The organism is Corynebacterium camporealensis (genome assembly GCF_000980815.1).
GTDB lineage: Bacteria > Actinomycetota > Actinomycetes > Mycobacteriales > Mycobacteriaceae > Corynebacterium > Corynebacterium camporealense.
Window position 1 is genome coordinate 1,410,838 of record NZ_CP011311.1, and the last position, 12,213, is coordinate 1,423,050.

General features: G+C 59.5%; 12 protein-coding genes and 7 tRNA genes. 4 read left to right on the forward strand and 15 right to left on the reverse strand.

Translation table 11 applies throughout. The annotated features are described in order from the left end of the window. Entirely contained in the window at nt 1–1,254 is a 1,254-nt protein-coding gene (locus tag UL81_RS06575; protein ID WP_035104834.1) for a glycosyltransferase 87 family protein, read from the forward strand. Here the strand turns inward: UL81_RS06575 and UL81_RS06580 are convergent. From UL81_RS06580 to UL81_RS06620, 9 genes are all read right to left on the reverse strand, one after another. Then, the gene (locus tag UL81_RS06580) at nt 1,180–1,611 is read right to left on the reverse strand and encodes a LemA family protein (RefSeq protein WP_035104837.1); all 432 of its coding nucleotides are present in this window, start codon (nt 1,609–1,611) and stop codon (nt 1,180–1,182) included. The genes UL81_RS06575 and UL81_RS06580 overlap by 75 nt on opposite strands. After that, nucleotides 1,612–2,697 (reverse strand): glycosyltransferase family 4 protein, encoded by a 1,086-nt coding sequence (locus tag UL81_RS06585; RefSeq protein WP_035104840.1) that lies wholly within the window; start codon nt 2,695–2,697, stop codon nt 1,612–1,614. Beyond that, a complete protein-coding gene (locus UL81_RS06590; RefSeq protein WP_035104843.1) occupies nt 2,697–3,584 on the reverse strand; it encodes a phosphatidylinositol mannoside acyltransferase in 888 nt (295 codons plus the stop codon). The genes UL81_RS06585 and UL81_RS06590 overlap by 1 nt, the downstream gene beginning before the upstream one ends. Next, nucleotides 3,585–4,190, reverse strand: a complete 606-nt coding sequence (pgsA, locus tag UL81_RS06595) for a phosphatidylinositol phosphate synthase (RefSeq protein ID WP_035104845.1) — start codon at nt 4,188–4,190, stop codon at nt 3,585–3,587. Continuing rightward, complete coding sequence (locus UL81_RS06600) at nt 4,183–4,722, reverse strand: HIT family protein (RefSeq protein WP_035104847.1); 540 nt, start codon at nt 4,720–4,722, stop codon at nt 4,183–4,185. Before UL81_RS06600 ends, pgsA begins: the two co-directional genes overlap by 8 nt. Further along, complete coding sequence (gene thrS, locus UL81_RS06605) at nt 4,709–6,772, reverse strand: threonine--tRNA ligase (protein WP_046453410.1); 2,064 nt, start codon at nt 6,770–6,772, stop codon at nt 4,709–4,711. The genes UL81_RS06600 and thrS overlap by 14 nt, the downstream gene beginning before the upstream one ends. A gap of 75 nt (nt 6,773–6,847) precedes the next feature. Next, nucleotides 6,848–8,074, reverse strand: a complete 1,227-nt coding sequence (locus UL81_RS06610) for a Dyp-type peroxidase (RefSeq protein WP_035104849.1) — start codon at nt 8,072–8,074, stop codon at nt 6,848–6,850. A gap of 2 nt (nt 8,075–8,076) precedes the next feature. Next, on the reverse strand, nt 8,077–8,637 hold the full coding sequence (locus UL81_RS06615; protein WP_035104851.1) for a copper chaperone PCu(A)C: 561 nt from the start codon (nt 8,635–8,637) through the stop codon (nt 8,077–8,079). Then, the gene (locus UL81_RS06620) at nt 8,630–9,196 is read right to left on the reverse strand and encodes a copper resistance CopC family protein (protein ID WP_035104853.1); all 567 of its coding nucleotides are present in this window, start codon (nt 9,194–9,196) and stop codon (nt 8,630–8,632) included. Before UL81_RS06620 ends, UL81_RS06615 begins: the two co-directional genes overlap by 8 nt. Nucleotides 9,197–9,495: 299 nt before the next feature. On the opposite strand from UL81_RS06620, the gene UL81_RS06625 reads away from it, so the two are divergent. After that, the gene (locus UL81_RS06625) at nt 9,496–10,455 is read left to right on the forward strand and encodes an HNH endonuclease signature motif containing protein (RefSeq protein ID WP_035104854.1); all 960 of its coding nucleotides are present in this window, start codon (nt 9,496–9,498) and stop codon (nt 10,453–10,455) included. A 155-nt stretch (nt 10,456–10,610) separates the two neighbouring features. On the opposite strand, the gene UL81_RS06630 is transcribed toward UL81_RS06625, so the two are convergent. From UL81_RS06630 to UL81_RS06655, 6 genes are all read right to left on the reverse strand, one after another. After that, nucleotides 10,611–10,683, reverse strand: a tRNA-Gly gene (locus UL81_RS06630). A 37-nt stretch (nt 10,684–10,720) separates the two neighbouring features. Beyond that, nucleotides 10,721–10,792 (reverse strand) — tRNA-Val (locus UL81_RS06635). A gap of 30 nt (nt 10,793–10,822) precedes the next feature. Then, a tRNA-Cys gene (locus tag UL81_RS06640) sits at nt 10,823–10,893 on the reverse strand. A 30-nt stretch (nt 10,894–10,923) separates the two neighbouring features. Further along, nucleotides 10,924–10,999: transfer RNA gene (locus UL81_RS06645), tRNA-Gly, on the reverse strand. A gap of 40 nt (nt 11,000–11,039) precedes the next feature. After that, nucleotides 11,040–11,111, reverse strand: a tRNA-Val gene (locus UL81_RS06650). A 24-nt stretch (nt 11,112–11,135) separates the two neighbouring features. Beyond that, nucleotides 11,136–11,211 (reverse strand) — tRNA-Gly (locus tag UL81_RS06655). Nucleotides 11,212–11,402: 191 nt separating this feature from the next. Between UL81_RS06655 and UL81_RS06660 the strand changes: the two genes are divergently transcribed. Together UL81_RS06660 and UL81_RS06665 are read left to right on the forward strand one after the other, a co-directional pair. After that, nucleotides 11,403–11,477 (forward strand) — tRNA-Val (locus UL81_RS06660). A gap of 45 nt (nt 11,478–11,522) precedes the next feature. Beyond that, the gene (locus tag UL81_RS06665; protein WP_046453411.1) at nt 11,523–12,212 is read left to right on the forward strand and encodes a dihydrofolate reductase family protein; all 690 of its coding nucleotides are present in this window, start codon (nt 11,523–11,525) and stop codon (nt 12,210–12,212) included. The last annotated feature ends 1 nt before the right edge of the window (nt 12,213 follow it).

Below are 12,213 nucleotides of genomic sequence, written 5' to 3' on the forward strand. Positions count from 1 at the left end.
ATGCATAAGATTCTCTCTGTCCCCGGCGTTTGGGCCGGCTGGGTCGCATTCCGCCTGCTGTTAGGCTATTTCATCCTGCAAAACCACAGCGCGCGTGGCGATGTCGCCTACTACTTCTATGGCATCTTCGGCGATGACCCGACGATGATGACCGAGTACCCACACGCCGGTGTCTGGCCCACGCTGATTTTGGGCTGGATTGTCGGCGATCGCATCGATGCTTACTACATTGCCTTTACGGTCATGATGCTGCTTATCGATGCCCTCTTCCTCGCCTTCCTGCTGCGCCACCACGATGGGCGTTCGCAGGTCTTCCTGGCAGGTTGGTTCTGGGTCCTTTTCGGCACCGCGGCTGGCCACGTGTTTGTCTGGCGCCTCGACCTCTTCCCCGGCGTTGCCGTCGCGGCAGCCGCTGCGCTGTTGGCAACACGTCCGCACTGGGCAGCCGCCTGCCTAGCTTTTGCGACCACCATGAAGCTCTGGCCGGGTGTCCTGGCCGCAGGTCTGGTGGGCCGTTTCAACCACCGCGGCACCTGGACTCGCCTGGCGGCCTTCTTCGGCACCCTCGTTGCCCTGTGTCTGTTTACCGTGGCCACCAGCGGATTCGACCGCCTTATCTCCCCGCTGACCTATCAGGACGATCGTGGTCTGCAGGTCGAATCGATTCCTGCCACCATCGCCATGCTCCAAGGCCACCACGATCCGGCCTCTTTCGACGTTTCTTATGCCGCGTCAAAGAGCTTCGAAATCACCGGCCCGGGCGTGGAGTTTGCACAGCAGATTTCCTCTGTTGCGATGGTCGTAGCCATCGTCTTTGCCCTGGCCTGGGCCATTGGGCATTTCCTCATGGGCGGTTGGAATCCGCGCAAGACCATGGTCTTTTTCATCACCATCATCTTGCTGCTGCTGGTGGCCAACAAGGTCTTTTCCCCGCAGTACATCGTCTGGCTCGGCCCAGTCCTGGCGGTCTTCTTGTGCCAGGAAGGTCGCAACACCTTTGCCTGGATTCTATCGGTCCTGTGCGTTATCGCCGCCGCGCTAGGAACCTACGTCTTCCCCTTCAACTACGAAGGGATTATGAACCTAGCCGACCTTGCTCCGGCTTATGCGCTGGCAGCTCGCAACGGCATCATCGTCGTGATGGCGGTGCTCTCCGTGGTGTGGCTGGTGCGCGAGACGTTAGTATTCAAAAAATTCAGGCAACGGGGCCGTCCCGCCGAGTCGGAAAATACGTACCAGCGGGCGCAAGCGTAGCGCGCGGGTATCGCTGACCGCTTCGTTGTAGAAGCGGTGGGCTAGCTGGACGCGGGCTTCGGCATCGGCAAGCTGTGCAGGCTTGTCGGGGAATGCCTGCGCAATCGCGTTCGACATTTCCTGTTCGACCTCAATGCGCTCAGCCAAATCCGTGGTCATCTCCGCGCGCTGTGCCAGCTCTTCGAGTTCCGGATCCAGTACTGCGACGACTGCTGCTCGCCTATCCAATGTCGCTGTCAGCTGTGCTCGCGCGGCATCAGTGCGAATGTGCAAGGTGTTGAGCCGCTGCGCGGTGAAATAGGCCCAGGCCAACGCCAGGACGACGATGATGAGAACAACTACTGCTTCAAAAGCCATTTACTTCGTCCTCACCACGGTGCCATCTTGCACCGTCTCGTAGACCTGCAGGACCGCGGCTACGACGTGGTCCCAGTCGTAGGTGCGGGCGCGGGCGATGCCGGCATCGATAAGCGCGGCTCGATCCTGCGGATTCTCCAGCAACTGATTGAGCACGCGCGCCAAGTCCTTCGCGCTGCCGTTGCTAAACAGCGCCGCCGCTGGCGTCTCCGAATCGGCATCACCGACCGCGGCGAAAGCCTCCAAGTCCGACGCCACCACCGCGCAGCCAGCCGCCATGGCCTCCACAAGCACGATGCCGAAGCTCTCGCCGCCCGTATTCGGCGCGACGTAGATATCCGCCCGGCCTAGAGTCTCGGCCTTTTCTGCATCACTGACGCGACCGCGGAAGTCAATGCCTTCAATTTCCCGGGCACGCCCGCCGCCCATGACGGTCACACGTACCTCCGAATCCACCATAGTCAAGGCTTCAAGCAGGATATCCAGGCCCTTGCGCGGCTCATCGAGGCGGCCCAAGAACACAATCTCTGGCGGCTTAGTCGGCTCCCGCCGCGCCTTAGCGTAGACGGACGTATCCACACCATTCGGAATGAGCACCGGGTCGCCGCCAAGCTGTTCAACCTGCCAACGCCGGGCCATCTCGGATACGGCAATGCCGCCGCGGATCTTCTCCAGAATCGGCGACAAGAAGGGCTTGGCCAGCTTCAACACCAGCGAGCTTGCCGCAGACGCATGGTACGTGGCCACGATGGGGCCCTGTGCGATGGCAAGTGCCGCCATCGAAAAGCTGGGCGAGTTCGGCTCATGGATGTGCAAAACGTCGAAGTTGCCGCGGCGAATAAAGCGCTTGACGCGCCGGCCCACCTGCGGGCCAATGGCCAGGCGTGCGACGGAGCCGTTATAAGAAATCGGCAGGGAGCGCCCACCGCGAACGACAAAGTCCGGTAGTGGCGTATCCGGTGCGGCCGGGCCGAGGACCTGCACGAAGTGGCCTTGCTCGATGAGCACGGTCGCCAAATCGATGATGTGCGCCTGCACACCACCGGGCTCGTCGAAAGAATAAGGGCAGATAATCCCAATCCGCATTAACGCTTCCTCCGGCGCTTGGCAATATCTACATTCCACTGCGGCTGCAGCATGTGCCAGTCCTGCGGATGCTTCGCGATGTTGTCCGCGAACTGATCCGCCATCCTTTGGGTGGTGTCCTGGACGTTGTCGACCTCAATTTCCGGGCCCAGAGCCAGGCCCCAGGCGTCGCCTTCGAACCACGCATCGACCGCGTGGAGCGAGGCACCAGTTTCTTGGGCCAAACGCGCTGGACCAGCCGCCATGTTGGCTTCCTCGCCGAAGAAATCCACGGTCACGCCCGTGCGCGTCAGGTCGCGCTCAGCCAGCAAGCAGACCACGCCACCTGCTTCGAGCACTTCCTTCAGCCTGCCGAAAGGCGGGGTCTCCCCTCCCTTGTGCGCGAGTACCTCAAATCCAAGTTCCTCGCGGTAGGCGACGAAGGCATCGAAAAGGCTCTCAGGCTTGAGTCGCTCGGCCACCGTGGTGAACTGGCCGAAGTGACCGACGAGGAAGACCCCTGCCATGTCCCAGTTGCCGCAATGCGGCAGTGCCAAAATCATGCCGCGGCCAGTCTTAATGATGCGGTCGAATTCCGGGATGCCCTCGACGTTGGCTTCCAAAATCTCATGCAGGCGCGGGTCGCTGTGGATGCTCGGCAGGCGGAAGGCCTCGAGCCAATAGCGCATGTACGAACGCATCGAATCGCGCACCAGCTCACGGGTGACGTTTTCTGCCCCCACCACACGCGTGAGGTTGCGGCGTAGCTGCTCCATGCCGCGCCCGTCGTCGCTGACCTTGTCCGCGATGGTGCGAAACAGCCACTGCGCAACAGACTCCGGTAGCAGACGAATGAGTTTCCAGCCGGCCATATAGGCTGCGGCGGAGAGGTCTTCGCGAGAAAACATCTAGGATTCATCCTGACGCGCGGCAATCATCAGCCGCTGGTAGACGGTAAAAATCGAACCAATGGCCAGTGCCCACAGCGCGATTTCAATCGCCCACGGCAGACCCAGGCCCTCCAAGCCGATGCCGACCAGGCCGACGATGAGGCGTTCGGGGCGCTCGACGAGGCCGCCGACCATCGTGAAGCCTTGCGCCTCACCCTTGGCCTTAACGTAGGAAATGACCTGCGAGGAGACCAGGGTGATCATGCAAGCCACCACGGTGGAGGCATGCGCGTTGTCGGTGAAAATCAGCCACCAAGCGATGGCGCAAAAAAGCGCGCCGTCGGTGATGCGGTCACAGGACGCATCCAGAATCGCGCCGAACTTCGACCCACCGCGGGTCATGCGCGCCATCGTGCCATCGAGCATGTCAAAGGCTGCAAACAGACCCGATAGGACCGCAGCCCACACCAGGTGGCCGGTCGGAATCAGGCTCACGGCAATGCCGATGGTGACCAAGGTGCCCACGACCGTCACCGCGTTGGGGGTCAGGCCCATTTTCAAGAAGATTTTGGCGATCGGCTCCACCACCACAGCGGCGGGTTTACGCCCGTGCACGCTAAGCATGCGAATCAATCTCCTTCCAACCCTGCGCGAGCAACGCGCGGGTGTCCTGCAGCAACTGCGGCAGAACCTTGGTGCCATCCAGGATGGTCATAAAGTTACTATCCCCAGGCCAGCGCGGCACCACATGCATGTGCAGGTGATCGCCCACCGAGCCGCCGGAGGCACGCCCTAAATTAAAGCCCACGTTGATAGCCTCCGGGTGGGAGACGTGTTTGAGAACCCGCACAGCTTTCTGTGCAAATTCCATGAGCTCAGCGGTTTCCTCGCCGGTGAGGTTTTCGAGTTCTGATTCCTTGCGATAGGGCACAATCATCAGATGCCCTGCATTGTAGGGGAAGAGATTCAGCAGGGCGTAGACCTTCTTACCGCGCGCAATGATCAGTCCGTCCTCGTCGCTGCCTTTTGGCGCTTCGACGAAGGGGTCTTCCTTGCGCTCGGAGATATACGCCATCCGGTACGGGGCCCAGAGCCTTTGCAGGCGGTCCGGGTCCCCCGCGCCAGAGTCGACGTATTCTTCCCTATCGCTCGGCACTGATGAGCTCCTCGCTCGGCTGCTCGTTGCGACGTGCCTTAACCCAGGTGTCGATCAGGTTGATGGCTTCATCGACAGGCACGCCGTTGACCTGGCTGCCATCGAGGAAGCGGAAGGACACCGCATCCGCGTCCACATCGCGCGCACCGGCCAGCAGCATGAATGGCACCTTGCCGGTGGTGTGGTTGCGAATCTTTTTCTGCATGCGGTCATCCGAGGTATCCACCTCAGCGCGGATGCCGCGTTCACGCAGCTGCTTTGCGATGCCCTCCAGATGCGGCGCGAAATCATCCGCCACCGGGATACCAATGACCTGGTGCGGAGCCAGCCATGCTGGGAATGCACCGGCATAGTGCTCCAGCAGCACGCCGAAGAAGCGCTCAATGGAGCCGAAGAGTGCACGGTGGATCATGATCGGGCGCTGCTTGGAACCATCCGGTGCGGTGTATTCCAACTCAAAGCGCTCCGGCAGGTTGAAGTCCAGCTGCACGGTGGACATCTGCCAGGTACGACCAATCGCATCGCGGGCCTGCACGGAAATCTTCGGGCCGTAGAACGCAGCACCTGCCGGGTCCGGAACCAGTTCCAAACCGGAGTTATGTGCCACGCGCTCCAGAATCTCGGTGGAGCGATCCCAGATCTCATCGGAGCCAACAAACTTGTTCGGGTCCTTGGTGGACAGCTCCAGGTAGAAATCGCTCAGACCGTAGTCTTGCAGCAGGGAGATGATGAAGTCCAGAACCTTGCTGAGCTCTTCTTCGAGCTGGTCCTCGGTGCAGTAGATGTGGGCGTCATCCTGGGTAAAGCCGCGGGCACGGGTCAGGCCATGGACCACACCGGACTTCTCATAGCGGTACACGGTACCGAACTCGAACAGGCGCAGCGGCAGCTCACGGTAGGAGCGACCACGCGAGGCGAAGATCAGGTTGTGCATCGGGCAGTTCATCGGCTTGGCGTAGTAGTCCTGCGCCTGCTTAGTGACGTTGCCCTCAGCGTCGGTCTCGCCGTCAAGCTGCATCGGTGGGAACATGCCCTCAGCGTAGAAGTCCAGGTGGCCAGACTTCTCAAACAGCTCACCCTTGGTGATGTGCGGGGTGTTCACAAAGGAGTAGCCATCGGCCAGGTGGCGATTGCGGGAGTGGTTTTCCATCTCCATGCGCACCGTTGCACCATTCGGATGGAAGACCGGGAAGCCCGAGCCAATCTCGTCCGGGAAGCTAAACAGGTCCAGCTCCGCACCAAGACGACGGTGGTCGCGCTTTTCAGCTTCTTCCATCATGGTCTGGTACGCCTGCAGAGCCTCCTTGGACTCCCAGGCGGTGCCGTAGATGCGCTGCAAGTCCGCCTTGGACTGGTCACCGCGCCAGTAGGCTGCCGAGGAACGGGTCAGGCTAAAGGCCGGGATGTACTTGGTCGTCGGCAGGTGCGGACCACGGCAGAGGTCAAACCACTCGACTTCCTTGGTGCGCGGGTTGACGTTGTCGTAGTAGGTCAGCTCGCCCGCACCAACCTCGGTGGCCTCATCCGAATCCGGGTCGACGTTGGCCTTGTCCTGGATGAGCTCGAGCTTGAAGGGTTCATCGGCAAGCTTTTCCGCTGCCTCATCGGCATCGGCGTACACGCCACGTTCAAAGCGCTGACCAGTCTTGATGATCTTCTTCATACGCTTTTCGATGGCCTTCAAAGCCTCCGGCGTAAACGGCTCATCGACCTGGAAGTCGTAGTAGAAGCCGTTTTCAATGGCCGGACCGATACCCAGCTTGGTGCCCGGGAATTCTGCCTGCACAGCCTGTGCCAGCACGTGGGCACACGAGTGGCGAACAACCGCGCGACCGTCTTCCTCACACGCGGCAACCGGGGTGACCACCAGGTCTGCCTCCGGTACGTGCGAGAGGTCAAGCAGCGTGCCTTCCCCGTCACGTGCGACGACTACGGCCTCCGGGCCCTTATTCGGCAACTCGAGTTCCCGCATCGCCGCACCAATCGCGGTGCCCGCTGGGACCGTGAAGGACTCGTAGTTAACCGGTACTGCTGGAATAACTTCCGCCACTGTTGCGCTCCTTTGCGCTCACGTGCAGGCGGCATACCTGGCCGCTTGCACTATTTAAATTTCCAGGCAACTATCCTACAGTTTCGCGCTATCAACTAGCGACTCCGCCCACCAAGATTCGCCTTCCGTACCCGGCGGGCAGAAATACATCGCCGATCCGATATGGCTAATCCAGGTGTTGAGGATGTCCGATTCATCCAGGCGTGCCTGAATTGGCTCGAACTGCTCCGTGGGGTCCTTCTGGTAGCAAATAAAGATCAAACCCGCATTAGACAGCTGGTCCGGGGTCTGCGGATCCGGCGGCAAGTCGTAGTTATACGGCCTGCGCAACAGCTTTTGGTTCGGCTTATCTGCCGGCGGGCGCGATAGTGCCATGTGCGAGTTCGGATTAATCACGGGCAGGCCATACTTATCGGTGGCCTCCAGGTCCGGCTCGTCGTGTTCGTCGTTGCCGGTCAGCGGTGCGCCATCGGAAAGCTTGCGCCCCACCGAATCCTCACGGCTAGGACGGTCCAACTCCTCCCACGTATCCAGGTTCATACGGATGCGGCGCACCACCATCGCGCTGCCGCCCTGGGCCCACTCCGGGCCCTCATCAATCCACACCTGGTCGGCGAATTCCTGCGGCTCGCGCGGGTTCACCGTGCCATCAATCTGGCCAAAAAGGTTACGCGGCGTCTCGGACTTCTCGCGCGCGCCAAAGGCATCAGAAAAGCCCGACTGCAGCCACACCACGTCCGCATACGACGAACCCGCACGCACCATATGGCGCAGCGCATGCGAACCCATCACCGGGTCATCGCAGCAAATCTGCAGCACTAAGTCTGTTTGCCCCCACTGCGGGTCCAGCTCATCGCGTTCAAACTCGCGAACGTCGCCCAGCCACTCCGGCTTATCGACGTCCAACAGCTCAAACACGGGCTCACCCAAACCGCACGTAATCGTCAGATTCGACGGCGCCTGCACCATCTCCGGCTCCAGGCTGCCCAGCGGCGTCTCCCCCGTGCAGAGGTTCCGGGCATCTGCAGTCCACAGCCGCAGCAGGTTGGCAAGGCCCTGCTTATCGACGCCTTCCTGCAAATCAAAACCCACCAACTGCAAATTGGCCTGCACCGGGGTGGAAATTCCTGCTTGGTGTTCGCCATCGAAAGGCACGATGGCATCTTTGAGAACCGGGTTATCAGTTTCCGCTGCGGAGACTGCAGGCGCGTCCTCTTCGGCGTTGGAACAGCCAGCTACCGCCGCTGCACCTGCCGCAATGGTCGCCCCGCCTAGGAATCCGCGCCTGCTTACTCCAGTCATGTTTAGCTTTCGTGCTCCATCTCGCCATGGTCCATGTCGCCGTGGTCCATCTCGCCACCCTCGAGGTCACCGTAGTTTTCATCACCGGCGCCCATGGTGCGGGCCTCAATCTCGCCCAGGTCCAGCTCCTGGTCATCTTCCAGTTGCAGGGTCAGCTCGACGGTCTCACCTGCCTGAATTGGGGTATGCAGGCCCATGAGCATGAAGTGCGCGCCACCTGGTTCCAGAGTCACCGTCTCGCCTGCCGGTACCACCAGCGGCTCGGTCATCTCGCGCATCTGACCATCGACGGTCTCATGAATTTCGTTGCTATCCGCATCCGCGTTGCTGCTAAAGCCAGTGATAGCGACATCCTCTTCACCATCGTTGACCAGCTCGCCGAAGATAGCAGTCATTTCCTTGCCTTCTTCAGCCGCGCGCACCACAGCGTTTTCAAAGCTCAACTCCGGTGCCGCAGCGCTTTCCGATGCCACCGTCTCCTCAGCCGGCTCCTCATTCGGCGAGCATGCCGTCAGGGACAGTCCCGCCAGAACTGCTGCGGTACCAAGTGCGAACTTATTCATTGTCTTCTAGTCCTTTCGAGCCGTAATTACGGCTTTTGAAAAACAACATCGCAACAACAGCCAACAGAGCAAAGACCGCACCGATTGCCAGAATCCACTTCAGACCAGCTGGAATTTCATCCGTGGTCGCTTCGGTGTTTTCTGCCTCATCACCTTCCGCGGAAGCTGCATCTGAATCTTCCGCGCCGGCGACACTAAAAGTCACTCCACCACGAGTGGCGTGACCATCAGAAGAGGTGATCTGGAAACCGACCTGGTAGTCGCCCGGGCCCGGATTCACATCAGCCGGGGTCTCAATAGTCAGATCGCGACCATCAACCTCTGGCTCTTGGGTAAATAACACCTCTTCGGTCGAGGTGTCCGTCACCGCAAAAGTATTGAAATCCTCACGCGGGATAGCGGAGAACTCTAGCGTGATCTCTTCCGGGAAGGCATCGAGGGTCTGTCCTTCTTCGACATTTCCTCCCACCACCACGTCATGGGCAAAAGCTGGCGGTGCTACTGCGAGCATCGCGCTTGCGCCGAGTGCCAGACCAATACCGCGGACACGTGCGGACATTCGCTCTCCTTGGGTTGTCGTGCAGATGAATTAACGAACATCTTAGCGTGGACCATCGCCCACTTAGGATGTTGCCCAATTAGTCGTCGCCTCACCGATAACAGTTCCCGAACATGAACTTTCTCACTTTTTATTCATAGCGCCACGGCCCAACAAATTGTGTCCTACCGGGAGTTATCCACAGAATTTTCGTTGACACGTCACCAAGATCGGCCAATTTTTCGCGAAATTTCGCAGTTATCCACAGGCTGAAAATTTCCTCTAGCGGGCCTTGACAACGTCCCTTTAGCGTTAGAGGCATGAACAAATTAGATGCACTTGCTCAAGCTTTCACCGCGCCTATGGAGACTCTCTCCGAGGTCGCGGCGCTGACCAATGCGCATCTACAGAATCTAGGTTTCCCACGGAAATTCTCCCGCGAGCTCCTCACGCTCTCGGACATTTATTTCGGAGAGACCCCGTATACCCAGCTTCAAGCCAAGTCCCGCAACACTCCGCACGACCTGTCCACCCTGCAAGAGATTGAAAAGAAGGCCCGGCGTATCAAGAAGCACGTGGACCGTTACAAGTTCCGCATCGCGTGTGCCGATGTGCCAGCCAGCAAAATCGGCACTGTGGCCAAGCGGTTTATCGATCCGCCTAAGCCACCGGAAGACGGGACCGCTTTGACCCGCTCCAAGACGGATAAGTGGACCTACCGCCTCACCGGCGACTCAGAGTTGATCGCCCAGCTTCGCGATATGTTCCCCACCATCGAGTCCGTGAGAGAATTCTTGCGCAGCGGCAAAGTGCAAGGAACCGGTGTGACCACCCATGTGGTCATCAACCTCGACGAGCTGGACAAGATTGTCGATGGCCAAGGCGACGACATCGTGCTGCAAATGACCAATGGCGCCAAGATCACCGGTGCTCAGTTAGTGCAGCAGATGTTTACCGACCACGGCTACGCCACCCTCATCCACCCGGTCGAAGGCCCGGTTAACCTCTACCGCACTCAACGAACCGCAAGTTTCAAACAAAGAACCATGGCGAAGGCCGAAAACCCGGTCTGTCCGTGGATACATTGCCTCAAAGGTGCCGATGAGTGTCAGGTCCACCACATAGTGGCCTGGAAATACGGCGGCGAGACCAACCCATCGAATCTGACCACAGCGTGTGACCATCACAATGGAAGAAACGATGATGGCAACGAACGAAGAAACGGCAAACTGCTAAGAATCAGAGGCAAAGTCGAATGGGTCCCACCGTGGGCGTACTAGGGCGAAACCCTACTACGTTCAACCTGCCACAAGGAAAACCTGTCCGCCCCCAGAAACGCCGAAAGCCCGGTAACCACCGGGTCCTTTGGTGATCCCAAACCACAACGCCACCTGGACATGCGAAAAGCGACGTTCCGAAGGACGCCGCTTAGTTGAGCGGATGACGAGACTCGAACTCGCGACCCTCACCTTGGCAAGGTGATGCGCTACCAACTGCGCTACATCCGCATTGGAAATCTCCGACCTTGCAGTCGAAAGACGCCTGTGCGCGATACTGGGATTGAACCAGTGACCTCTTCCGTGTCAGGGAAGCGCTCTCCCGCTGAGCTAATCGCGCCCAACGCCGCAATAGGGCGTTAAGACATTGAGGTGGAAACGGGAATCGAACCCGTGTGCACGGTTTTGCAGACCGTTGCCTCACCACTCGGCCATTCCACCGTGGCGATACCGCCTCACACACAAGTGTGTTGGAGCGGATGACGAGACTCGAACTCGCGACCCTCACCTTGGCAAGGTGATGCGCTACCAACTGCGCTACATCCGCATTCGAAACCAGGCCCGGTTTCTAGGACTAGAAGTCCTTGTGCGCGATACTGGGATTGAACCAGTGACCTCTTCCGTGTCAGGGAAGCGCTCTCCCGCTGAGCTAATCGCGCGGGAAGACTTTCCAAAGAAAGTCTTGGAGCGGATGACGAGACTCGAACTCGCGACCCTCACCTTGGCAAGGTGATGCGCTACCAACTGCGCTACATCCGCATTCACAACCACACTCGGTGCGGTGCGAGAACAAACTTTATCTTGCCCCGCCGCAGATTCCAAATCCCCTGCTTACCCCAAGAATCCACCCGCACGGCCCACGAGCCAAACGACACAGATGTAATTTCAGCCTGAGCAGGCAATTGGCTTTCCGATGCCCCATAGGTGTAAGTTTCCTTAGTGCAACACGCGGTCCTTTAGCTCAGTGGGAGAGCGCTTCGTTCACACCGAAGAGGTCACTGGTTCAATCCCAGTAAGGACCACCACGATTAGTCGGCCCCCGCGGCCGACTTTTTTAATACCCTGGTCACATGGTTAGCATTGCAGAACTCGTTGGCCCCGACCTAGACGAAGGCGTGCGCGCGGTATCCGTGGGCACGATTAATGGCTCAGCCACCATCGATGGCACCTCCGGTCCGCTGGGCAACGACAACGACACCAAACTCATGCAGGCCCTGCGCGATTGGGCCGATGTCGTCATGGTCGGCGCGGGCACGTTCATGAAAGAGCAGTATTCCAGCCCCAAGCCCACCGAGGCGCGCCCTGATCCTGCACCCCTGGCCATCCCGACGACGAAGCTGAGCTTCGAGATCAACTACCGGATGTGGGAAAACATCGACACCCCGCCCTACCTGCTTATCCCCCACCACGTGTTGGAGTCCGACGAGGCCCAGGAATACATCCAGGCCCAAAAGGACGTCGGCGCCATCATCCTCGATTCCGGCGATGGAACCGTCGAGGCCTGCATGGACACCCTGCGCGCACAGGGCTGGACAAAGATTCTCTGTGAGGGTGGTCCGAAGCTTTATGGCCAGGTCATCGCCTCCGGACAGCTCGACCAGCTCTACCACACCATCGACGCGCATATCGGCACTGCCATCCAGACCACCCTGGCACCGACCGAGAAGGACCCGAAGACTTTCCGGATGAATCTCGAAAACGTCGCCGCCGACGACGACGGCACGGTGTTTCTGCGCTACGGGCGCGATAAAGACCAATAGA

What these genes read in the sequence shown, in the direction of transcription:
- UL81_RS06575 (WP_035104834.1), top strand. Translation starts at nt 1, where the DNA reads ATGCATAAGATTCTCTCTGTCCCCGGCGTTTGGGCCGGCTGGGTCGCA.
- UL81_RS06580 (WP_035104837.1), bottom strand. Translation starts at nt 1,611, where the DNA reads ATGGCTTTTGAAGCAGTAGTTGTTCTCATCATCGTCGTCCTGGCGTTG.
- UL81_RS06585 (WP_035104840.1), bottom strand. Translation starts at nt 2,697, where the DNA reads ATGCGGATTGGGATTATCTGCCCTTATTCTTTCGACGAGCCCGGTGGT.
- UL81_RS06590 (WP_035104843.1), bottom strand. Translation starts at nt 3,584, where the DNA reads ATGTTTTCTCGCGAAGACCTCTCCGCCGCAGCCTATATGGCCGGCTGG.
- pgsA (WP_035104845.1), bottom strand. Translation starts at nt 4,190, where the DNA reads ATGCTTAGCGTGCACGGGCGTAAACCCGCCGCTGTGGTGGTGGAGCCG.
- UL81_RS06610 (WP_035104849.1), bottom strand. Translation starts at nt 8,074, where the DNA reads ATGACTGGAGTAAGCAGGCGCGGATTCCTAGGCGGGGCGACCATTGCG.
- UL81_RS06615 (WP_035104851.1), bottom strand. Translation starts at nt 8,637, where the DNA reads ATGAATAAGTTCGCACTTGGTACCGCAGCAGTTCTGGCGGGACTGTCC.
- UL81_RS06620 (WP_035104853.1), bottom strand. Translation starts at nt 9,196, where the DNA reads ATGTCCGCACGTGTCCGCGGTATTGGTCTGGCACTCGGCGCAAGCGCG.
- UL81_RS06625 (WP_035104854.1), top strand. Translation starts at nt 9,496, where the DNA reads ATGAACAAATTAGATGCACTTGCTCAAGCTTTCACCGCGCCTATGGAG.
- UL81_RS06665 (WP_046453411.1), top strand. Translation starts at nt 11,523, where the DNA reads ATGGTTAGCATTGCAGAACTCGTTGGCCCCGACCTAGACGAAGGCGTG.